Annotated in this window: 22 protein-coding genes; 17 read left to right on the top strand and 5 right to left on the bottom strand. The window is 48.5% G+C overall.

The window, feature by feature from the left end; genetic code table 11:
- The first annotated feature begins 106 nt into the window (after positions 1 to 106).
- The gene (locus tag Q7P67_RS07815; protein WP_303851404.1) at positions 107 to 883 is read left to right on the top strand and encodes an enoyl-CoA hydratase/isomerase family protein; all 777 of its coding nucleotides are present in this window, start codon (positions 107 to 109) and stop codon (positions 881 to 883) included.
- A gap of 23 nt (positions 884 to 906) precedes the next feature.
- Here Q7P67_RS07815 and Q7P67_RS07810 read toward each other — a convergent pair whose 3' ends face one another.
- The 4 genes from Q7P67_RS07810 to Q7P67_RS07795 form a co-directional block, all read right to left on the bottom strand.
- Entirely contained in the window at positions 907 to 2,013 is a 1,107-nt protein-coding gene (locus Q7P67_RS07810) for a DNA recombination protein RmuC (protein ID WP_303851403.1), read from the bottom strand.
- Positions 2,010 to 2,627, bottom strand: coding sequence for a precorrin-8X methylmutase (locus Q7P67_RS07805; protein ID WP_303851402.1), 618 nt, complete (start codon positions 2,625 to 2,627; stop codon positions 2,010 to 2,012). Before Q7P67_RS07805 ends, Q7P67_RS07810 begins: the two co-directional genes overlap by 4 nt.
- Positions 2,624 to 3,313 (bottom strand): precorrin-2 C(20)-methyltransferase, encoded by a 690-nt coding sequence (gene cobI / locus Q7P67_RS07800; protein WP_303851401.1) that lies wholly within the window; start codon positions 3,311 to 3,313, stop codon positions 2,624 to 2,626. The genes Q7P67_RS07805 and cobI overlap by 4 nt, the downstream gene beginning before the upstream one ends.
- A gap of 102 nt (positions 3,314 to 3,415) precedes the next feature.
- Positions 3,416 to 4,729, bottom strand: coding sequence for a cobyrinate a,c-diamide synthase (locus tag Q7P67_RS07795; protein WP_303851400.1), 1,314 nt, complete (start codon positions 4,727 to 4,729; stop codon positions 3,416 to 3,418).
- 64 nt (positions 4,730 to 4,793) lie between these two features.
- Between Q7P67_RS07795 and cbiR the strand changes: the two genes are divergently transcribed.
- From cbiR to Q7P67_RS07750, 9 genes are read left to right on the top strand one after another with little or no spacing between them, the layout of a single operon-like run.
- On the top strand, positions 4,794 to 5,447 hold the full coding sequence (cbiR, locus tag Q7P67_RS07790; protein WP_303851399.1) for a cobamide remodeling phosphodiesterase CbiR: 654 nt from the start codon (positions 4,794 to 4,796) through the stop codon (positions 5,445 to 5,447).
- Positions 5,444 to 5,953 (top strand): bifunctional adenosylcobinamide kinase/adenosylcobinamide-phosphate guanylyltransferase, encoded by a 510-nt coding sequence (gene cobU / locus Q7P67_RS07785; RefSeq protein ID WP_303851398.1) that lies wholly within the window; start codon positions 5,444 to 5,446, stop codon positions 5,951 to 5,953. Before cbiR ends, cobU begins: the two co-directional genes overlap by 4 nt.
- A complete protein-coding gene (gene cobT, locus Q7P67_RS07780; protein ID WP_303851397.1) occupies positions 5,950 to 7,023 on the top strand; it encodes a nicotinate-nucleotide--dimethylbenzimidazole phosphoribosyltransferase in 1,074 nt (357 codons plus the stop codon). The genes cobU and cobT overlap by 4 nt, the downstream gene beginning before the upstream one ends.
- Positions 6,989 to 7,738, top strand: a complete 750-nt coding sequence (gene cobS, locus Q7P67_RS07775) for an adenosylcobinamide-GDP ribazoletransferase (protein ID WP_303851396.1) — start codon at positions 6,989 to 6,991, stop codon at positions 7,736 to 7,738. The genes cobT and cobS overlap by 35 nt, the downstream gene beginning before the upstream one ends.
- Complete coding sequence (locus tag Q7P67_RS07770; RefSeq protein WP_303851395.1) at positions 7,732 to 8,793, top strand: histidinol-phosphate transaminase; 1,062 nt, start codon at positions 7,732 to 7,734, stop codon at positions 8,791 to 8,793. The genes cobS and Q7P67_RS07770 overlap by 7 nt, the downstream gene beginning before the upstream one ends.
- Entirely contained in the window at positions 8,790 to 10,229 is a 1,440-nt protein-coding gene (locus Q7P67_RS07765) for a cobyric acid synthase (RefSeq protein WP_303851394.1), read from the top strand. Before Q7P67_RS07770 ends, Q7P67_RS07765 begins: the two co-directional genes overlap by 4 nt.
- A gap of 4 nt (positions 10,230 to 10,233) precedes the next feature.
- Positions 10,234 to 11,160: an adenosylcobinamide-phosphate synthase CbiB gene (gene cbiB / locus Q7P67_RS07760; RefSeq protein WP_303851393.1), complete on the top strand. Its 927-nt coding sequence runs from the start codon at positions 10,234 to 10,236 to the stop codon at positions 11,158 to 11,160.
- Positions 11,115 to 11,597, top strand: a complete 483-nt coding sequence (locus Q7P67_RS07755; protein ID WP_303851392.1) for a bifunctional precorrin-2 dehydrogenase/sirohydrochlorin ferrochelatase — start codon at positions 11,115 to 11,117, stop codon at positions 11,595 to 11,597. Before cbiB ends, Q7P67_RS07755 begins: the two co-directional genes overlap by 46 nt.
- 52 nt (positions 11,598 to 11,649) lie before the next feature.
- Positions 11,650 to 12,189, top strand: a complete 540-nt coding sequence (locus Q7P67_RS07750) for a YqiA/YcfP family alpha/beta fold hydrolase (RefSeq protein WP_303851391.1) — start codon at positions 11,650 to 11,652, stop codon at positions 12,187 to 12,189.
- Here Q7P67_RS07750 and Q7P67_RS07745 read toward each other — a convergent pair.
- Entirely contained in the window at positions 12,161 to 13,516 is a 1,356-nt protein-coding gene (locus tag Q7P67_RS07745; RefSeq protein WP_303851390.1) for a glycosyltransferase family 39 protein, read from the bottom strand. The genes Q7P67_RS07750 and Q7P67_RS07745 overlap by 29 nt on opposite strands.
- A gap of 103 nt (positions 13,517 to 13,619) precedes the next feature.
- Here Q7P67_RS07745 and Q7P67_RS07740 point away from each other — a divergent pair, with 103 nt between their 5' ends.
- From Q7P67_RS07740 to tsaD, 7 genes are read left to right on the top strand one after another with little or no spacing between them, the layout of a single operon-like run.
- Positions 13,620 to 14,525 (top strand): AEC family transporter, encoded by a 906-nt coding sequence (locus Q7P67_RS07740; RefSeq protein WP_303851389.1) that lies wholly within the window; start codon positions 13,620 to 13,622, stop codon positions 14,523 to 14,525.
- Between the two features lies 1 nt (position 14,526).
- Positions 14,527 to 15,210 carry a cell division ATP-binding protein FtsE gene (locus tag Q7P67_RS07735; protein ID WP_303851388.1) on the top strand — a complete coding sequence of 228 codons (684 nt, stop codon included), beginning with the start codon at positions 14,527 to 14,529 and terminating at the stop codon, positions 15,208 to 15,210.
- A complete protein-coding gene (locus Q7P67_RS07730; protein WP_303851387.1) occupies positions 15,203 to 16,093 on the top strand; it encodes an ABC transporter permease in 891 nt (296 codons plus the stop codon). The genes Q7P67_RS07735 and Q7P67_RS07730 overlap by 8 nt, the downstream gene beginning before the upstream one ends.
- Entirely contained in the window at positions 16,083 to 17,216 is a 1,134-nt protein-coding gene (locus tag Q7P67_RS07725) for a murein hydrolase activator EnvC (RefSeq protein ID WP_303851386.1), read from the top strand. Before Q7P67_RS07730 ends, Q7P67_RS07725 begins: the two co-directional genes overlap by 11 nt.
- Positions 17,217 to 17,233: 17 nt before the next feature.
- Positions 17,234 to 18,499: a S41 family peptidase gene (locus tag Q7P67_RS07720; RefSeq protein ID WP_303851385.1), complete on the top strand. Its 1,266-nt coding sequence runs from the start codon at positions 17,234 to 17,236 to the stop codon at positions 18,497 to 18,499.
- A 43-nt stretch (positions 18,500 to 18,542) separates the two neighbouring features.
- Positions 18,543 to 19,715, top strand: coding sequence for a divergent polysaccharide deacetylase family protein (locus tag Q7P67_RS07715; RefSeq protein ID WP_303851384.1), 1,173 nt, complete (start codon positions 18,543 to 18,545; stop codon positions 19,713 to 19,715).
- Positions 19,712 to 20,692: a tRNA (adenosine(37)-N6)-threonylcarbamoyltransferase complex transferase subunit TsaD gene (tsaD, locus tag Q7P67_RS07710; protein ID WP_303851383.1), complete on the top strand. Its 981-nt coding sequence runs from the start codon at positions 19,712 to 19,714 to the stop codon at positions 20,690 to 20,692. Before Q7P67_RS07715 ends, tsaD begins: the two co-directional genes overlap by 4 nt.
- Positions 20,693 to 20,697: the final 5 nt, after the last annotated feature.

Below are 20,697 nucleotides of genomic sequence, written 5' to 3'. Positions count from 1 at the left end.
GATATTTCGTCTCAGAGGCGGAGGCTGAAACCTCCGCCTTTTTTTTTGCTTGTTCCTTCCAAAAAAATCGTTATAATATAACATGGTTTTAGCAGGAGGAAAAAATATGAGCAATTCTGTAATCATCACTGAAAAATCCGGTCATAAAGGCTACATCATTCTCAACCGCCCTGACGCATACAACACATTTTCTGAAGAGTTCGCACTCCTGCTTAACAAGGCTCTGGAGGATTTCGACAGGGATGATGAAGTCCGTGTGGTGATAGTTAAAAACAACGGTAAACATTTTTCTACGGGTATCGACCTGCACGAGCTTGAAAAAGTTGATGATTCAAAACTGCTTGAGTTCATTTCGCTTATGGACAGGCACAACCACACCATCGCAAACATGAGAACCCCCGTTTTATCATCCGTAAAAGGCTACTGTGTTGCAAACGGCGCAAGCCTCAGCTTCGGCTGCGACATGACAATATCTGCGGAATCGGCACGGTTCGGCACAACGGCGGTGAATATCGGGCTGATATGTACAGGACCGGGCGTACCGCTTTCAAAACTCGTCAGCAAAAAGAAGGCTATGGAGATGATACTTCTGGGCGATCAGCTCACGGCACAGCAGGCGCTTGAGCTTGGACTTGTGAACTGGGTGGTACCGGACGACGAGCTTGAGGCGAAAACGGAGGAGATAGCCGATAAACTGGCATCTAAAAGCCCGTTGGCTGTGGCGGCGGGTAAAATAGGACTGAGCACGACATACGACATGGGATTTCATGCGTCCATAGATAACGGTTCAAAGGTCTTCGCAGGACTCTGCAAAACAGAGGACGCTGCCGAGGGCATCCGCGCTTTTTTTGAAAAACGCAAAGCAGATTGGAAACTGAGATGAAAAAATGGCGGGGGTTGCCCCGCCTATTCTATCTCCAAACCTTTCTCTTTCCTTAAACTGTCTATCTTTTCCAATGGTCTTTCAAGCTGTTTTGTTCGGGTAGTGGTCAGCGCCTCGAACTCTTTCTTAACGTCGTCTATACGCTTACCCAGTGTTTCAAATTTATCCGTAAACATCCGCCACTGCTTATAAAATTCGCTGAACAGTTTCAGCATATCCGCGGAAGTGCTTTCGAACGCAAAGTTCTCCACAGACTGCCTGACAACAGCCAGCACGGCAAACAGAGACATAGGCGATGTCAGCACCACGCCGTTTGACAGCGCGAAATCCATAACCGTGTCGTCGTTCTCGTATATAAACTCATATACGCTCTCATTGGGGATGAACAGCAGAACAACGTCCAGAGTGTTTTCACCTCTATCAACATATCCTCTGTCTTTAACGTCCTTTATCTTGGTTTTAACGTCTTTTATGAAAAGTTTCAGACAGGCATCCCGCTCCGTACCCTCTGTCTGGTAATACCTCACATAGTTATCCAGCGGGAACTTCACGTCCATGTTCAACACCATACCTTTCGGCATAAAGAACGTGAAATCAGGTCTGCTGCCGTTCTTCATGGTCTGCTGTTCTTTATAGTTGACCGTCTCTATCATACCCGCAGCGCGGATTATGTCCAGCGCCATGCGTTCGCCCCATCTGCCCCTTTCGGCGGATGAAGACAGCGCGCGGTTAAGGTCATTTGCAACATCCGTAAGCCGTTCCGTCTGCCGCACGGTTCCCTTTATCTGTTCCGAAATCTCGGCAAATTTCGATTCCCTGTCCTTTTCCAGCGAGTTCATGAAAACCTGTAATTTCTCAAGGCTTTCTTTCATATTCACAAGCTGGGCGTCTATAAGCTCTTTTTTACCTTCAAGCTGACGCTCACCCTCGCCTGTTTTCGCGTCCAGTGTAACCTTCGCCAGCCTGATAAATTCTTCGGAATTGCGTGAAAGGCTGTCCATGGACACCTGCGCGAATACGTTTTTAAGCCCCTCTTCCATCTCCTGTTCCCTGCGGCGCAGAAGATACGCCGCGGCAAAACCGCAAATACATCCTACGATAAAGGTTATGGCAGCAAATAGATACGTCATATCCCAGCCTTAATTTTTATTAGCGCGTTAACGACTGCTCCGGCACACGGACTGCCGCCTTTCGTACCAACGTTGGTGATGTACTCCATGCCGCTTTCGGTCAGCATAGCCTTGCTCTCCGCCGCCATAACGAAACCGACTGGAAGCCCGATTACCAGAGCGGGATTGATTTTTCCTTCTTTGTGCAACTCCATTATTTTAAGCAGAGCCGTGGGCGCGTTGCCTATCGCGTATATAGCGTCAGGAAAGTGCCTTGCAGCGTATTCCATACTGTATTCCGCGCGGGTCTTTTCCTGTGCCGCTGCTTCTGTAATAACGTTTTCGTTGGTTATGAAGCAGTGCCGCTCAATGCCGACAGCCTCGGAGTATTTAGCTGTGATGGCAGTTTTCACCATATTCACGTCGCATATCACTGGCAGTCTGCGTTCAAGAGCGTCCATTGCCCGATCTATGGCGTTAACGCTGAAAAGGGTCATTTTAGCGAACTCGAAATCACCTGTGGTATGTATCAACCGCATGACGACCTTTTTCTGGCGCTCATCGTATGCCGAAAGGTCGCATCCCGCCTCTATTATCTCAAAAGATTCCTTCTCTATCCTGTCGCCCTTGTTCACGCTTCACCTTTTTTAAGTATTGCTGTGGAAAGATAATTTATCTGTTTAGTCTCGTCGCTGTTGAGGTCGAGGATTATTTCGTCAGCAAGAGTGGCGCGGGATATGACGTAGGCTGTTTTTATCCCGTTTTCGCGCACGAATTTTTTCAGCACGTCCAGTTTATTATGCACCTTCATAACGAACACTGTGGCGAATTTTTCCGTACACTCTTTAAGAAACGCCGTATCGTCCTTCATTTCAACGGTGCAGAAGCTCTCGTCCTTCTCAGTAACCGGCAGGCAGAGGATGTTCGGCACAGCGGAAATGGCGGATATGCCCGGCACAAACTCCATCTTAACGCCGTGGTGCTCCAGCTTATGCGCCAGATAGTTCAGTGTTGAATATATCGGCGCGTCTCCTATGGTGACGTACGTTACCTTTCTTCCCTCTCTGACCATACCGTAGATATCGGCGGCAAGCGCTGCGTATTTGGTGTCAAGATCTGCCTTATCTCCCGTCATTGGGAAATAGTACATGTATATTTTCCCTTCGGGGACAATGTCTTTGATAATATCCCGTGCAAGGCTTCTGCCTGTTTTGTCTGACTGGGGAACAACGACGACGTCGCTTTCGTTCATAAGGCGCACCGCTTTGACGGTGAGCAGTTCGGGGTCGCCGGGTCCTATTCCGATTCCGTAAATTTTCATCTCAACTCCTGAACATATTATGAGATTGCCGCGTCGCTTCCGCGCCTCGCAATGACGTCTTTGCGAGCTGGCGCAGAACGCATGTGACGAAGCAATCTTGATTTATATCATATTCTTTATCAGCGGTTTATCGCACAGGAAATGCAGGTGCGTGTAAGCCGCGAAGCTGTTTTTATATATCAGCCCGTCGCCGGACGTTTTGCCGTCGGTTATGCGGGTCAGCTTATAGGCATATTCTCCTGAATAGCCCTCCATGGCAGAATAGTGAAATTCGTGTCCGACGTTCGCCTGCCCGGCATTACCCATGATGCAGTCTTTAACAAGCTCAGCGCGGACGTAGCCCAGCGCCTGCCGCCTGCTGCACATTCTGGTCTCGCAGCCGAAAACGCCTGCCATTGGGAAAAAACCGCCGTCGGTATGGATGCCGCGCGACAGGAACATCAGCCCGCCGCACTCTGCATAGAGCTTTCCGCCCGCCTCCGCATAATCTTTGATAATCTTTGCAGTGGGGCTTTCCGAAAGCTCTTCTGCGTACAGTTCGGGATATCCGCCACCTATGTAAACAAAGTCCGCGCCGTCTATGCCTTCTCCAGCCAGCGGACTGAAAAATTTCACTTCGTACCCAGCCGAAGCGAGGAACTCTATATTGGAATTATAGTAAAACTGGAACGCTTTGTCATATGCAACGTATGCTGTTTTATCAGTTTTCACCGCTGTCTGCGGCGCATAAACAGGTTTCTCCGTCCGGCACAGCGTCAGAAGTTCATCCACGTTCACGTTCGCCGATGCAAAATCTGCGCACGCTTCCAGATAGCTTTCTTCAACCTCCATGGCGGTCTTTATGCCAAGATGTCTTGAACCGAGCAGGTTTTCGCTGTTTTTCGGCAGGGTGCCCAGCACCTTGCAGTCAGTATGAGTTTCAACCGCAGAGCGCACCAGAAATGCGTGGCGGTCTGAGGCTATGTTGTTCAGCACAACGCCCGCAATGCGCATCCTGCCAAGCTCCGCTATGCCGCGTATGGTTGCCGCCGCGGTGTATGAACTGCCGGAACAGTCAAGCACGAGAACACACGGCAAGTCGGCGATGGCGGCAATATCGGCGCTGCTTCCGGCGAAATCCGTATGGGAAACGCCGTCCAGAACACCCATAACACCCTCGATAACGGCACAGTCCGCACCGGCACAGCCACGCGCATAAACGTTCTGCACAATCTCACGCGACAGCATAACACTGTCGAGGTTATAGGCTTTTCTGCCGGACGCCCGCTCAAGGTGGCGCGTATCTATGTAGTCCGGTCCGCATTTAAAGGGCGCAACAATGTGTCCATTGCGGGTCAGATATCTGATTATTCCTGTTGTCAGAGTTGTTTTGCCGGAACCGCTCTTGTCCGCGGCTATCATGAATGAACTGAACATACACTGAGATTATTGCATTATCTATAATCTTGCAAGGGAAGAAAAAAAAGGCTACCCTGACCGGATGAAAATATCCGCACCGTCATTCGTTATCCCCGACAGCAGGGCAAACAACGTAAAATATCTGAAACCGCTTGTTCATGAGGTTGAGCTTCTGTTCTTCGACAGCAGGCACGATTTCGACATGCCAGCCAACGGTGAGATAGCGGAACTTGCGGCGCTGAATATGGACTACAGCATCCACCTGCCCACCGACGCAGACCTCAACACAACTGACGGCTGGCAGGTAATAGACTCGTACATCGACAAACTCCAATCACTTAAACCACTGCGCATGGTGATTCATCCCGCAGAAAGCGCTTTCTTTCTGAACGAAATGGATAAGCGGCGGAAACATAACATAATAATCGAAAACACCGATTTTTACGGCTCATTTTTCGATGATGCCGCGGATATGGGCTTCGGGTTATGTTTCGACAACCCCCACGCAGGAGATAAAGCCCGTGATTTTCTCGACAGATATAAATCACACATCCGCGAATATCACCTGCAAGGCGAAGCGGACGGAAAACACCATAAAAGTCTTGAGCATATAGAACCCAATCTGCTAGAATCCATCCTTGCTAATGCAAAAATTTACGGGGCGACGGTCTGTCTTGAGGTTTTCAGACAGGACGATTTCCTCAAATCTTTGGAAATAATCAGGAAACACACATGATAACACTTGTTACGGGCGGCGTTAAAAGCGGAAAGACCGCATACGCAATTCAACTCTGCGGGCAATATCAATTCAAAACATATGTGGCAACGGCAGAAGCCTTCGACGATGCAATGCAGAACAAGATAGACCTGCACAAAGCCGAGCGGGACGCAAGCTGGACAACCATCGAGGAACCAGTCAGCCTGCACAGCGTTTTCGACAACGCGGAGAAACAGGACGTAATCCTTATAGACTGTATTACCATGTGGCTTAACAACCTTATATATAAACAACTCAACACAGAAAAGCATATCGAGCATTTCATGGAGCGCCTGAAAAGCTGTAAAAAGCCCGTTGTGATAGTGACCAACGAAACAGGGCTGGGCGTTATGCCTGCAAATCCGGAAGGATGCAAATTCGCAGATGAGCTGGGCAAGCTGAACACAAGACTCGCCGCAGTATCAGACAGCGTAATCTTCATGATATCGTCCATACCGCTTTTCATCAAGGGAGGAAAAAAGTGAATTTAGCTGAGATTATTGCGGGAATCAAACCGACGGACAGAGAGATTTTTAAACAGGCGCAGGACAGAACTGCGAACCTGATAATGCCGCCAAGAGCGCTGGGAAGGCTCAACGATATAGGCGAAAAGATATGCGCCATCCAGTGTACAATGAAGCCGAAAGTTGACAAACGCATGGTGTTCGTTATGGCGGGCGACCACGGCATAGTGGAGGAGCGCGTCGCCGCATTTCCGCAGGAGGTCACAGGTCAGATGATGGGTGCTTTCGTCGCCGGACTCGCATCTATAAATATCCTTTCAAAACAGGCTAAATCAAAGGTTCTGGTGGCTGATATCGGCGCCGTATGCGATGTGAACGCCGTTCCTGCCGACCCTGACAATACTTTTATTATAAAGAAAGTACGCAGAGGCACTGCAAACTTTTCCAAAGGTGCGGCAATGACCCGCGAAGAGGCGGAAGCCTCCGTCATGGCGGGGTTTGAGATTGCTGACGAAATGATAAAAAAACACGGACTGAACCTCATAGCCACAGGCGACATGGGCATAGGCAACACAACGCCTTCAAGCGCCATCGGTGCGGTTTTCACAGGTGAAACGGCGGAAGTTATGACAGGTTTCGGTTCGGGCATCGACAACGAGGCTTTGAATCGCAAGATAGACGTTATAAAACGCGGCATAGAGCTGAACAAGCCGGATAAATCGGACGCTCTGGACGTGCTTTCAAAGGTCGGCGGGCTTGAGATAGGCGCTATTGCAGGTGTTATCCTTGCGGGCGCGTATCATAAAATACCCGTTATGATAGACGGTATAATCTCCGCGGCGGGTGCACTGATAGCTTTCGGGCTTTCACCCGTATCCGTTGAATATATGATAAGCGGACACAAATCCGTTGAACCGGGGCAGATAAAAATGCTTCAATACATGGGGCTTGAACCGCTGGTCGATCTCGGACTCAGGCTTGGCGAGGGAACGGGCGCGGTTATGGCGATGCACTCCGTTGAAGCGGGCGTAAGGGTCATAACCGAGATAGCCACCTTTGCCGAAGCGGGCGTTTCCGGCAAGGAGATGTAACATTTTTAAAAGCTATCTCGATGCACTCAGCTTTCTGACGGTTCTGCGGTTCAACACCAAAGATTTTGACGGTCGCAAAGCGGTCTACAGCTTCGTTCCGGTGGGATTCACGGTGGGGCTGCCACTCTGGGCGTTCTACACCTTTGCGCAGGCTTATCTGCCGCAGACGGGGATGGCTGTTATAACGGTGCTGTACCTAGTGCTGATAACGGGTGCTCTGCACCTTGACGGGCTGGCGGACACGGCGGACGGTCTGTTTTCGTTCCGCGACCGCGAAAAGATGCTTGAGATAATGAAGGACAGCCGCATCGGCACAATGGGCGCTGTCGCTGTAGTTATGACGCTTATGATAAAGGCTTTCTCAGCCTATTCCATATCAAACCCGCTCTATCTGCTGGCAATCCCCGCCTATTCGCGGTTCAGCATGGTCTTCGGGTTCTACATGTTTAAATACGCACGGGAAACCGGCACTGCGGCGGCATTTTTCGGTAATTTTCCGCCCGCCGTATTCGCACAGGGCATCCTGCTGCTGGGCATATCCTATTTTTTCGGTGCTTATCAGTTCGTTATTTTCAATACCGCTTTTCTCATTTTTATCTATCTTATTACAAGACTGTATAAAAACAGGATAGGCGGTATAACGGGCGATATGCTGGGCGCTATGTGCGAATCGTCCGAGGCGCTTCTGTTCCTTGTTGCGGGGTGTTTATGGTGATGTTTCAGCACGGAGGCAACGTATATTCTGCGGCGGAGGCGGCAGGCTGTCATGTGGACGAGATAATCGACCTCAGCAGCAACGTTTCCCCTTTCACACCGGATGCGCTACTTAAAGGACTGAACATCAGAAGCATCGTTTCGCGACTGCCTGAACCACACAGCAGAACGCTGACGAACGCAGTTGCACAGCTTCACGACCTGCCCTCGGAAAACTTTCTCGCCGGCAGCGGCACAACTGAATTTATCCACAGAATATGCGAAATATATGCGGAAAAGCGCGCCGTTATAGTACAACCGACTTACGTTGACTATATGAAGCACGCACAGCTTACCGGAATGACCGTCACAGACTGCATCATGAGCGAAAAGAAAAAATTTGCATTCGACGACAACGAGCTTCTGCAATGTCTGCCGGACGCGGACGTATGCTTCATCTGCAACCCGAACAACCCCACCGGAGTGCTTGTGGGCAAAGACGAACTGCGGTTCATTGCCGATATGTTCAAAAAAACGATGTTTGTTGTAGACGAATCATATATAGATTTCTGCGTGGACAGAAACCCCACGCTCATAGGATGCACACTTTCAAACATAATAGTCCTGCGCTCCTTTTCAAAGGCATACGGCATCCCCGGACTGCGTGCGGGCTACGCTTTTTCCCAGAACAAACACCTGCTGGGCGAGCTTAAAAGCTCCATGTCACCGTGGAATATCAACACACTGGCACAGGAGGTCTGCCTCAAAGCCGTTAAGCTGGATATCTCCGCATACATGCGCCAGCTTCGCCAGATAAAGGCAAATACGCTGGGCAGACTGGCACAGAATGAAAATCTCCGCATTATCCCCGGCGAAACGAATTACATACTGATGAAGCTGATGAAATCCGACGCCCCGTCATTCTGCGAATATATGCTGAATCACAGGATACTTGTGCGCAACTGCTCAAACTTCGTTGGACTTTCCGACAAATATATCCGCATCGCCGTAAAGGAACAGGTGCATATGGACACTTTCTGCCGTCTTGCGGAAGTGTATTTCAGGATATTTGCATGAAAGCAAAACCCATCATGTTTCAGGGCACCGGAAGCGGTGTGGGCAAATCCGTCATATGCGCGGGCTTCTGCCGTATGCTGGGGCGCAGAGGCATAAAGGTTGCTCCGTTCAAGTCTCAGAATATGGCGCTCAACAGCGGCGTTGCACAAGGCGGCGAGATGGGCAGAGCGCAGATTTTACAGGCGCAGGCGGCGGGCATAGAGCCTGACGTGCGGATGAACCCCGTCCTTTTGAAACCCATCGGCAACTCCACCAGTCAGGTGATACGCATGGGCAAACCAGTGGGCAACTTCACCGCCAGACAGTATTACGAAATGTCGCAGGACAATCTTAAAACCGCCATTGAAGCCTACGCAAGCCTCGCGAAAGAATATGACTGCGTCATAATCGAAGGCGCAGGCAGCCCTGCGGAAATAAACCTGCACAGAACAGACATTGTAAACATGAGAACGGCGGAGTTTGCCGACGCTCCCGTGTATATAATCGGCGACATAGACCGAGGTGGTGTTTTCGCATGGATGAAAGGCACTTATGACCTTCTGCCGGACTACGGCAAACCCCGCGTAAAAGGATTCATAATCAACCGTTTCCGCGGCGATATCTCACTGCTCCAGCCCGGCATTGAAATGTTCAGGGAGCTTGTCCCTGTGCCAGTCGTGGGCACCGTACCCATGCTGAACCTCACCCTTGAGGAGGAGGACAGCCAGAGCATAAACGACAGCACAAAGGGCGGCTTCGTCACGGTTGCCGTGGTGCGCCTCGCCCGTATGTCGAACTTTACGGACTTTGCACCGCTCGCCACCTGTCCCGATATCAACCTTATCTATGCAAAATCGCCCAACGAACTGACGGGCGCTGACATAATTATCGTCCCCGGCAGCAAAAGCACCATTGCCGACATGAAAGATATGCGGATGCGCGGTTTTGACAAAAAGATACTGTCAATGGCGGGCAAAACCGCTGTTGTTGGCATATGCGGCGGGTTCCAGATGCTTGGACGTACAATAAAAGACCCCGACAGCATCGAAGGCGACGACAGGGAGTGCGCAGGGCTTGGGCTTCTGAACATGGAAACCGTCATTACCCCAGAAAAGACCCTTCTGAATAAGACCTATCACGGTCTGGCGCAGTTTGACGGCATAGATTTCACCGGATACGAAATACACATGGGCGAATCGACCACAGCGCACACGTATACACAGCTCTGTGCGGAAAATGATATCTGCATCGCCGACACTGAAAATAAAGTATTGGGCACCTATATCCACGGACTTTTCGACAGCGCGGACATCGCTTCCCGTGTTATCGCCATGTGCGGAAAAGCAATCAACCCCGACTATTCGTACCATAAAAATAAACAGGCGCAGCTTGACCTGCTCGCCGATACACTGGAACAGCACCTTGACACCGACACTATCCTCTCTTCTTTATATTGACTTCATGGCTCTGATAGCCGCTTTCTGGCTGGACTGGTTTCTGGGCGAACCGGATATCCCGTTCCATCCTGTGCGCATAGCGGGCAGCGCAGTTAGCTACTGCGAAAAATCGCTGCGGCGCAAGGGCACCATATTCGAAGGCGTGCTTTCTGCCGTGATAACACTGACATTCACACTGTCTGCGGCGGGCGTTTCACTCTATTACGCGGCGAAAGCGGGCAGCTTCTGGTATTTTGTCGTAAGCACCCTTATAATCTATTTTTCAATCAGTGTCCGGTCACTGGCGGAACATGCTGACAACGTGCGAAAAGGACTTGAAAAATCCGAAGACGAAGGCAGAAAAGAGCTTTCAAAAATTGTGTCCCGCGACACGGAAAACATGCCTAAAGAAAAAATCGTCACATCTGCCGTGGAATCTGTCTCCGAAAACTACGTTGACGCAGTGGTTTCCCCAATGCTGTTTGCGGCGCTTTTCGGTCCCATGGGTGCTGTGCTCTTCAAAACAGTTTCCACAATGGATTCCATGATAGGATACAAAAACGAAAAATTCCTCTACTACGGCAGGTTTGCCGCGCGTTTCGACGACGTGCTGAATTTCCTGCCCGCGAGACTTTCCATAATCCCCGTCACCCTTGCCTCGCTCATCCTGCGTCTTAACACGAAGAACGCCATAAGGTGCTTCGGAAAATTCAGACTTTCCCACGCAAGCCCGAACTCAGCTCACCCCATGAGCGCCTTTGCAGGAGCTTTGAACCTGCGGCTGGGCGGCACCGTAAGCTATTTCGGAAAACTGACCGAAAAGCCGTATATCGGTGACAGCGACAGGTCGGCGGAAACAGCGGACATAACAAAATCCGTGCGGCTGATGGAGACCTCATCGGTGATATGGGCGGTGATTTGCTGCCTTATCACATTGTGGAAGGTGATGTGATGCAGCCGTTCAGTTTTAACCTCAGAGGGCGTAAAATACTCTTCATAGGCGGCGGGAAGGTTGCGGAAAGAAAGCTGAAAGCTATTCTGAACGAAGGCTGCGAAATAACGGTAATTGCGCCGGAAGTTACGCAGGAGATAGCGGAAAGCGGCGCAGACGTTATCAGACGAAAATGTGAGGATGCTGACATAACTGAAAAATACGCTCTTGTTTTCTGCTGTACAGACGACAGAGAAGAAAACGGTAAGGCGGCTGACATCTGCAAAAAACTGCGTATTCCTGTAAATATTGCAGACGATCCGGACGCTTCGGATTTTCATACAACTTCCGTGATACGCAGCGGTGATTTCGTCATTTCCATATCAACCGAAGGAAAAGATCCGTCGAAATCCAAAAAAATGCGGGAAAAACTCGAAAACTTCATCAAAAATATATAATCATATGACAATATTATCTTTGAAATAACAGTTTTCAATGGTAATATGTCTCATGAAACTGTTATATTTTCCCGGAGTACAATCTGTTCTCGCCGACGACTACGAATTTGCGCAGAGCTATAAACTTGTGCATCTGATGCAGATATGCGACTGCGAAGTCTTCGACTACCGCAATTTCGACGCGAAAAAGAGCATCAGACAGGTGGAGAAATACGACGTGCTGTTCGGTTCGTCATTCGGCGGCTATTTCGCTTTCAACATGGCTGTCATCACAGGACAAAAGTGCATAAGCGTCAATCCGTCGCTCTATCTGGATAAACGCTTCTCCATGCTCATGGAAAAACATCCGAACAAACTCAGCTTCATAAAACCTGCGCAGCTCGAAGCCATCAAAGCTCAGCCGCTGAAAAGCAGACATCCCAACATCCATATACTGATGAACATGGACGACGAGGTGCTGGACGCCGTTAAAGTTATTGAAATAGCGGAAAAATTCGGATGCAATATCTACAGATACGAAAAAGGCGGACACGAGAGCAGCAACTTCATCGGAGAAATGCTGCCTACTGTGAAGCAGATTCTTTCTGAGTAATCAGATAAACCGCTAATCTCCTGAAAACATACAGTCTTTCTGCGTCAAAAACCTTCGTGTTCTTCTTAACAATCTCTATATATTCGCCATTCTGTGGTCGTTCGCTGAGATAGCTGTCGAAATAAAAGTTCATTGCAGCGATATCGTTGGGATCAGTTATCTCACTCTTTTCAGCAACAACCGGTATCCCGCGCTCCTTAGCCACTTTATCCGCGAACAAAAGAGCGTCATAGGTTGTGGGCTTTGTGACCGGCGGCAGAAAGGTATAAAGCGCAAGGACAAATACCGCGGCACCGCGAACAAGACCGGAGAGTCCACGCCGTACCAGCCCCATAAGACCGTATGCAGCAAACACGCTTGCAAACAGATAAAACTCGTAAAGGTACCTGTGTTCCTTGGTCTTCGCAAAATGTATCACGACAAAGAAAACGCCTGTAGTGACAAGCATATACTTTATCTGCTCCGTAATGCGCCTGTTGCTGAACAATTTATAGAGACCGTAAAGCAGGAACGGGGTGAAATATATACCGTGGACAAACATATATTTAAGGTACTGCCAGAACGGACGGATTGCATAATCAGCAATCTCCGACTGTTCCGTACCGAACCGCGCCAGATTCTGTTTCAGGAAATAATGCTCGTAAAAATACGGATTTTTAACAAGAACGTAAGCGTACCACCACGCATATACGGGTATTGAAACCAGCAGCATCAGAAACAGATCAAGCAGATATCTTTTTCTGTTGATATTTCTGCCAAAGAAAACAAACGCGAAAGCTGTTATGAGCGGAGTATAGCCTATCGGTCCCTTTGTGAAAACCGCAAATCCCATAAAAAGCCCCGCTGCAAGAGCGTAAAGTCTGTTCTGGTGCTGAATGTAAAGTACCATCAGAAAAACGGAAGCTATTATGAAGAATGAGAGCAGTGCCTCCATTTTGAGCATCTGCGTGTTCTTATAAACCACATAAGAAAAAAAGAACATCATAGGCGCAGCAACAGCTATGTCCTCGTCGTCGAAGAGTTTTTTTGCAAGTGAATAGAGCACCCACGCGATTCCGGCAACAGCTATGACAACGGCAATCTTAGCGCCGAACACCGTTGCACCGAAAATCTTCATACAAAGGGCGTTAAGCCAGAAAAAGAGCGGCGGTTTGTTCATATACAGGTCGCCGTTAAGAGTGAGGATTAGCGGATTGTCGCCGGTAAGTACGTTTTTTGATATGGAGGCGTAATTGATGCTGTCGCCTCTCAAATCGCCGTCGCCTATCCTGCCCGCAAACAGAGCCACAAAGAAAAAAACCGTCCAGTTTCTTATGCTGTTAAACATTTGCCTCTCCGCATCGACTATAAATGTATAAATGGAGAAAACGCAATTTACAAGTCAATTTATTATTTTGCATCCGCACGGAAATCTGCTATTCTTAACGCCTATGGATTCATTAGTATTACTTATATTCTGTTTTTTGTTCGGTATGCTGGCGCGGAAGATGGAGCTTCTGCCCTCTTCCACGCCCATAGTGCTGAACAACTTCATAATAAACCTGTCCATGCCTGCGATAACGTTCCTTTTCATCCACAGGATGAAGTTCGACGCGTCGCTGCTGTTTCCGGTGTTCATGCCGTGGATACACTTTGCGCTGGCGTTCGGGCTGTTCTTTTTCATTGCGAAATGGAAAAAATACGACCGCAAAACCACTGGAACAATTATACTGACCGCTGGTCTGGGCAACACTTCTTTTGTTGGTTTTCCGCTGATAACAGCATATTATGGAGCTGAATATCTAGGCGTGGGTGTTCTCTGCGACCAGCCCGGCAGCTTCCTTGTGCTTTCAACCCTCGGAATAGCCACCGCGGCGTATTACTCATCCGGTTCAGTAAGCCCCATGGGACTGATTAAAAAAGTGTTCACCTTCCCGCCGTTTCAGGCTATGCTGCTGGCGGTTCTTCTGCGTTCGTTTGAAATTCCGTGGTGGGCGCAGTCTTCAATGAAAACTCTGGGACTTACCATAACTCCGCTTGCAATGGTATCTGTCGGATATCAGCTTAAACTGATTAAATCCGGCGGAATAATAAATAAATTATTTTTCGGTCTCGGCTATAAACTTTTTCTCGCTCCGGCTTTCTTCTATTTGCTGTATGTTCTGATACTCGGCGGTGCGGGTAAAAACATGCAGGTGACGCTGTTCGAATCGGCAATGGCACCCATGATAACGGCTGGAATAGTCTCTATCCAATACGGACTTGACGAAGAACTGGCTGTAATGATGCTGGGAGTGGGTATTCCGCTTTCCCTTCTGACCACGCCGATATGGTATTATTTGTTTTCAGGGGTATAAGATGATTGACATCCGCAAGGTCGACGTGACCTATGAGGACGGAAACAAAGGACTTTCAAACATTGAACTTCAAATCGACAAGGGCGAGCTTGTTTATGTTACAGGCAGCAGCGGTGCCGGAAAATCCACACTGCTGCGGCTGATGTACGCCGATATAATGCCCTCCCGCGGCATAGCTAAGCTGGAAGGACAGGACATCGGCAGTATGAACCACAACAGCAAGGCTTTTCTGCGGCGCAACGTGGGCGTTATCTTTCAGGATTTCAAACTGCTGGAAGACGCCACGGTTTACGAAAACCTTGTGCTTCCGCTGGAAATATTCTATCTGAGTAAAAACATCATAGAGCCTAAAATACACAGTATCCTTAAAGCGCTGGACATCTTTCAGCACAGGGATTCCGACGTGAAAAAACTGTCCGGCGGCGAAAAACAGAGAGTGGCGGTTGCAAGGGCGCTTCTCAACGACCCGCTGATAGTGGTTGCGGACGAACCTACAGGCAGTCTCGACCCGAAAAACGCGGATAAGATAATGGATATGCTGCTGCACAAGTCTGCAAAGGGTACTACGATACTCATAGCCACCCACGACCAGCGCATAATAAAAGATTACCCGGGACGGGTGATACATCTCGACCGCGGAAAACTCACATTCGACAGCAAAGCACAAGGAACCGCTAATGTTTGAGCAATATAAATTCGCATTTATAAAAGGATGGGGGATGTTCCGCAAAGATCTAAAACACAGCATCCCTTCCATACTCACCCTCGGCACACTGCTGTTTCTCTATTTTGCCGTGTTTACAGTAAACTCGTCCGTTGCAAAAGCCATTGGAAACGTGACAGACAGCCGTCTGGTGCGCGTTTTTATTCAGGACGATGCCGACGCAAAAGAGGTTAAAACAAAACTGAATGAAATGAAAATTGACGGCGACATAGTATATTTCAACAGGAGCGACGCGAAGGAGCGCGTTCTGGAGGTCGCACCCAACGCCGACAACCTGAAAGAGCTGCCTGAAGAGCTTTTCCCGCGCTTTTTCGAGATAAATACCGTAAACGAAACAGACAGCGACACTCAGGTGGTTTCGCTCTCTGAAAAGATAGCCCGCATAGACGGCGTCAAATCCGTTGAGTCAGGTAAAAAACAGAACGAAAAGATGCAGCGTATCAAAAGCATATCCGGTCTTTTCGTTTTCACGCTCACCCTTCTGACAGGCATATCGTGTGCGTTCATAGTTTTCAATAACATAAGATTAAGCCTTTACAGACATCACAGAGCCATCATGGTTTATACGCTGGTTGGTGCTACAAGACGGTTCATCACCCTGCCCTACGTCGTATCATCAAAGTTTGAGGCTACATGTGCCTTCTTTCTGGCATGGTTTCTCAACAAGTTGTTTGTTGGCTTTGCGGCAGGATACATACTGAAAGATTCATTCTTCGTGCTGACAACACCGGGATTCTGGCACAACACTGTGCTTTATGTGGCTCTTATGTCCCTTGCGGGGCTTTCGGCTGTTTACAGCGTCGTGACATTTCTAATGAAACAGAAGAGCATCAATGAAATATAGCGTTTTTCTCCTCGCCGTTCTTTTCTGTTTCAATGCTTTTGCAGCGAAACAGGATAAGCTGACCGACATACGCAAGCAGATATCCAGACAGAACCAGTCTGTCAAACAGGCGGCGGAAGAAAAAAAGAAGATGGCACAGAAACTGGAACAGGCACAGGAAGAGTTACAGAGCCAGCAGAGTGCCGTACGTCAGATAAATCTGAAATACACCTCTGTGAAAGAGGAACACAGGCGGCTGACCGCAAAAAGCAGAAAGCTGGAGCGTAAGCACGCAGAACTGATAAAAACCATTAAAGCGGCAAATAAATATATGGTTTCCTCCGGCGAATACGACATGCTGGAAGCGGTGATAATGTCCGACAGTGCGAAGAACGCCGCCGTTTTAAGCCAGATTATCGGCGAGGTAAACTCAAAGCTGTACGATTCCGTTGTTGAGCTTAAAAAAACAAACGAAGAGATAAAAGAAACGGCAGCCGAGCTTGAAATCAAAAAGAAAAAAATGGCGGCTGCGGTTGCTGAAAAAAAATATGCTTTGGAAAATTACCGTAAGAAAAAGCAGAACACCGATAAAATGTACCGCGACGCCGTTAAAGACGAAAAAGTGCGCAAAGAGTATCTGGCAAGACTTCAGGCTCGTGCAAAAGTGTTGCAGGCACAGCTTGCCAAAATTAAAAGGGATTTCGCAAAGTCCGCTCCGGTCAGCTTTAAAGGGCTTTCCTCCGAGTTCGGAAGACAAAAAGGAAAACTTATATGGCCTGTTCACGGTCATGTTATAGAAAAATTCGGCGTTAAAACTGTCGAAGGATTCAAAGGTGTGATACTTAAAAAAGGGATAAAGATTGTGCCCACGTCAAACTCCGTTAAGGCGGTATATGACGGTATAGTAATCCACAGGGACAACGCGTGGGGTCTCGGCAACTTCCTCATAGTGGCTCACCCGTCCGGTTTTTACAGTCTGTATGCAAATATGGACGGAATAAGCGTCTCTAAGAACGAAAAAGTGAAAACAGGACAAAATCTGGGCACAATAGATGTTGACCATGAAACGAATACACCGTATCTTTATTTTGAAATACGCATACATGACAAGGCGGTCGATCCTCTGGAATGGCTTGCCTCTTGATATATTAGGAGATACAAATGAGATTCAAATTCAGGTTTCTTCCGTTTCTGACACTTCTTTTAACCATTGCCCTTATAATTACGTCCGTGGCGCTTTTCCGCTCCAAAAACGTATATGCGGCAAAACAGGATAAGTATCAGAACCTTGACATATTTACACAGGCTCTCTATCTGATAGAAAATAACTATGTGGAACCTGTTGATGACAAAAAAGTTATCTACGGCGCGATCAAGGGTATGACACAGGAACTTGACCCCCACTCAGCCTTTATGGATCCAAAAACACTTAACGAATTCGAGGTTGAAACTCAGGGCGAGTTCGGCGGTCTTGGTATAACCATTGGAATGAAAGACAAAATTCTCACCGTCATTGCCCCCCTTGAAGACACACCCGCATTTAAAAAAGGCATAAAAGCGGGGGACCAGATAATAAAAATTGACGGCAAAAGCACAATGGACATCACCATTGACGACGCGGTGAGCAAGCTGCGCGGCAAAGAGGGAACCGACGTCACCATCACCGTTATGCGCAAAAACGTTGAAAAACCCTTCGACGTTAAGCTGAAAAGAGCCATCATCAAGATAAAATCCGTAAAATATACCATGATAGAAAAGAATATCGGATACATCAGACTTATCCAGTTCAGCAACGATATCTCCGGTCAGCTCACCGAAGCACTCCACGCTGTTGACCAGCAGGGCGCTAAGGCATACATAATTGACCTGAGAAACAACCCCGGAGGTCTGCTTACCGAGGCAATCAAGGTTTCAAGTGTGTTCCTGCCAAACGACCAGATAGTTGTTTATACAATGGACAGAGCACAGAAGAGACAGGATTATAAATCCACTTCATACTTCAACAAAGAGCTTAAAAAGCCCATAGTCCTCCTTGTTAACGAAGGCAGTGCGTCCGCTTCGGAAATTCTTACAGGAGCGCTTCAGGACTACGGAAGAGCTGTGGTTGTCGGTGCCAAAACATACGGAAAGGCTTCAGTGCAGAACGTTATACATCTTTCCGACGGTTCCGGCATAAAGCTGACAACGGCTAAGTATTTCACACCCAAAGGACGCTCCATCCACGGAATCGGTATCGAACCCGATGTAAAAATCGAAGCGAAACACGAAGATCCGGCGGAACATCAGGACAAAAAAGAGGATGAAGAACTGGACAAAGACCTCACGACAAACTCTGCCAAGGCTGATTTTGATCTTGTGAAGGACGTTCAGTTGAAAGCGGCTCTGGACAAAATCAAGGAAATGGCAGGAAATGCAGCTGCAAAATAATTTCAGCCAGAAACCTGAAAAAGGTAATAAAAATAAACCAGATATGAAAAAGCTCCTCATAGTGGGAGCTTTTGCCGTGGTTGCGGCAATATTCGCATCCATGGGCATACTCCACTTCATTCTGAAAGACGATGCTCCCGCACAAAAGCCTAAAGAAGTTGTACAGGCACCTGTCAATGCACCAAAGGACATCGCAAAGGATGACAACCCCCACGCACAGGGGCTTGACAAGCGCTCAGTTATGGATGCCGTCGCGCTCTCCCTGTTCGACAACGGACTGGACAGCAGCAGCATCAAAGAAACCACTGAAAAACAGGACGGCGACGTTCTCAGGCTCCATATCATAATTGATCAGGGCGACGCCTCTCTTAAATCTCTTAAAGAGAGCATCGCCGGACGTATTTCCGCAATGGGTGCTGAACCGGAAGTCGGTAAATCAGTTACCTTTGAAAGCGGAAACCTTGCCACTGTTATAGATTTCATCGAAAGAACGGTTGAAAAAAAACCCGCAGCTGAAAAGAAGCCCCCTGTTGCACACAATTACGGCGGAGCTAAAATTGCTTTCGTAATAGACGACTGCGGATACAGTGTGCCTCTGGCGGAGAAGCTCGGCAGGGTGAAATATCCCCTCGCAATGGCTATCATCCCCTATACCCCCCACAGCAGGGAATCTGCGGAAATTTTCCGCAGGCTGGGCAAAACGGTATTTCTGCACCAGCCCATGGAGCCGAAATCCTATCCCCAGAACGACCCCGGCAAGGGAGCCGTACTGCTGAACATGCCTGAAAGTCTGGTGGAAATATCTCTGCGCAAAAACGTTGAGGACCTCGGCGGAAAAATAGACGGATTCAACAACCACATGGGTTCTGGACTTACTGAAAGCCGCGAGAAGATGCAGCAGGTTTTCAGCGTTATGAAAAGCTATACAAACTTCTATGTTGACAGCTACACCTCGCCTAAGACGGTTGCATACGACGAATGTCTGAAAGCGGGCATGGTCTGTGCAATAAACAACAAATTCATCGACAACGAATCCGATCCTGCATATATAAGAGGAAAGATAATGGACGGCGTAAACCTTGCGAAGGCTAACGGCTCCATCATCATGATTGGTCACCTGCGCGAAGCGACGGTGAATGTTCTGGTAGAAATGCTTCCCGAATTGGAAGCCATGGGTGTTGATATAGTCCCCGTTAAGGAGCTTGCGGCAAGGTGATAATCTTAGGAATCGAAACCTCCTGCGACGAAACCTCGCTTGCGGTGTTTGACACAGAGAAAGGGATACTGGCGAGTTTCACCAACTCCCAGATAGATATTCACAATAAATTCGGAGGGGTTGTGCCGGAGGTTGCGTCACGCAACCACATACTGAAAGTTGAGGAACTCTTCTCAAAATGTATGGAACAAGCGCAGCTCACCCCGCATGATCTTGATATGATAGCCGTTACAACAGCCCCCGGACTTATCGGTGCGCTGTTTGTGGGCGTATCTTTCGGAAAGGCACTGGGATACGCTCTGAAAATTCCGGTTATACCTGTCAACCACCTTTCAGCCCATATCCTTGCTGCGGAACTGGAACATCCGGAACTTAAACCTCCCTATACAGCCCTTATAATCTCCGGCGGACACACGCATATTTACGACGTGGACGCGGCATATAACTTCGAGCTGCTGGCAAAAACCGTTGACGATGCTGCCGGAGAATCTTTCGATAAGGTGGCTAAGATGATGGAACTGGGCTACCCAGGCGGTCCGCTCATCGAAGCACTGGCAAAGGAAGGAAACGAAAAAGCTGTAAACTTTCCCATAGCCATACGCAAAGAGAACAATTATTCATTCAGCGGGCTTAAAACCGCCGTTATGAACAAGATAAAGGAGAACAGCGTGTCCCCTGCGGACATAGCGGCCTCTTTTCAGAAGACCGTTGCGGAAACCCTCATAATGAAGACCCTTCGCGTTGCGAAGGAAACAGGCAGAAAGAACGTCGTGGTGGCGGGCGGAGTTGCCTGCAACGGATACATACGACAGGCGTTCGCGGCACAGAAAGGTTTTAACGTATATTTTCCGTCAAAAAAACTCTGCACGGACAACGGCGATATGATAGCCTTTGCTGCGCATCGGTTCTTTAAACTCAGAAAATTTTCATCACTCATAGAAACGGCACATGACAGAGCACAGCACATTAACAAGTAATTATC

Source organism: Seleniivibrio woodruffii (genome assembly GCF_029267515.1).
Lineage (GTDB): Bacteria > Chrysiogenota > Deferribacteres > Deferribacterales > Geovibrionaceae > Seleniivibrio > Seleniivibrio woodruffii_A.
The sequence above is the reverse complement of the archived record's forward strand: the minus strand, read 5'-3'. Positions and strand labels throughout refer to the sequence as shown.

What these genes read in the sequence shown, in the direction of transcription:
- Q7P67_RS07815 (WP_303851404.1), top strand. Translation starts at nt 107, where the DNA reads ATGAGCAATTCTGTAATCATCACTGAAAAATCCGGTCATAAAGGCTAC.
- Q7P67_RS07810 (WP_303851403.1), bottom strand. Translation starts at nt 2,013, where the DNA reads ATGACGTATCTATTTGCTGCCATAACCTTTATCGTAGGATGTATTTGC.
- cobI (WP_303851401.1), bottom strand. Translation starts at nt 3,313, where the DNA reads ATGAAAATTTACGGAATCGGAATAGGACCCGGCGACCCCGAACTGCTC.
- Q7P67_RS07795 (WP_303851400.1), bottom strand. Translation starts at nt 4,729, where the DNA reads ATGTTCAGTTCATTCATGATAGCCGCGGACAAGAGCGGTTCCGGCAAA.
- cbiR (WP_303851399.1), top strand. Translation starts at nt 4,794, where the DNA reads ATGAAAATATCCGCACCGTCATTCGTTATCCCCGACAGCAGGGCAAAC.
- cobU (WP_303851398.1), top strand. Translation starts at nt 5,444, where the DNA reads ATGATAACACTTGTTACGGGCGGCGTTAAAAGCGGAAAGACCGCATAC.
- Q7P67_RS07770 (WP_303851395.1), top strand. Translation starts at nt 7,732, where the DNA reads ATGGTGATGTTTCAGCACGGAGGCAACGTATATTCTGCGGCGGAGGCG.
- Q7P67_RS07765 (WP_303851394.1), top strand. Translation starts at nt 8,790, where the DNA reads ATGAAAGCAAAACCCATCATGTTTCAGGGCACCGGAAGCGGTGTGGGC.
- cbiB (WP_303851393.1), top strand. Translation starts at nt 10,234, where the DNA reads ATGGCTCTGATAGCCGCTTTCTGGCTGGACTGGTTTCTGGGCGAACCG.
- Q7P67_RS07755 (WP_303851392.1), top strand. Translation starts at nt 11,115, where the DNA reads ATGGGCGGTGATTTGCTGCCTTATCACATTGTGGAAGGTGATGTGATG.
- Q7P67_RS07750 (WP_303851391.1), top strand. Translation starts at nt 11,650, where the DNA reads ATGAAACTGTTATATTTTCCCGGAGTACAATCTGTTCTCGCCGACGAC.
- Q7P67_RS07745 (WP_303851390.1), bottom strand. Translation starts at nt 13,516, where the DNA reads ATGTTTAACAGCATAAGAAACTGGACGGTTTTTTTCTTTGTGGCTCTG.
- Q7P67_RS07740 (WP_303851389.1), top strand. Translation starts at nt 13,620, where the DNA reads ATGGATTCATTAGTATTACTTATATTCTGTTTTTTGTTCGGTATGCTG.
- Q7P67_RS07735 (WP_303851388.1), top strand. Translation starts at nt 14,527, where the DNA reads ATGATTGACATCCGCAAGGTCGACGTGACCTATGAGGACGGAAACAAA.
- Q7P67_RS07730 (WP_303851387.1), top strand. Translation starts at nt 15,203, where the DNA reads ATGTTTGAGCAATATAAATTCGCATTTATAAAAGGATGGGGGATGTTC.
- Q7P67_RS07725 (WP_303851386.1), top strand. Translation starts at nt 16,083, where the DNA reads ATGAAATATAGCGTTTTTCTCCTCGCCGTTCTTTTCTGTTTCAATGCT.
- Q7P67_RS07720 (WP_303851385.1), top strand. Translation starts at nt 17,234, where the DNA reads ATGAGATTCAAATTCAGGTTTCTTCCGTTTCTGACACTTCTTTTAACC.
- Q7P67_RS07715 (WP_303851384.1), top strand. Translation starts at nt 18,543, where the DNA reads ATGAAAAAGCTCCTCATAGTGGGAGCTTTTGCCGTGGTTGCGGCAATA.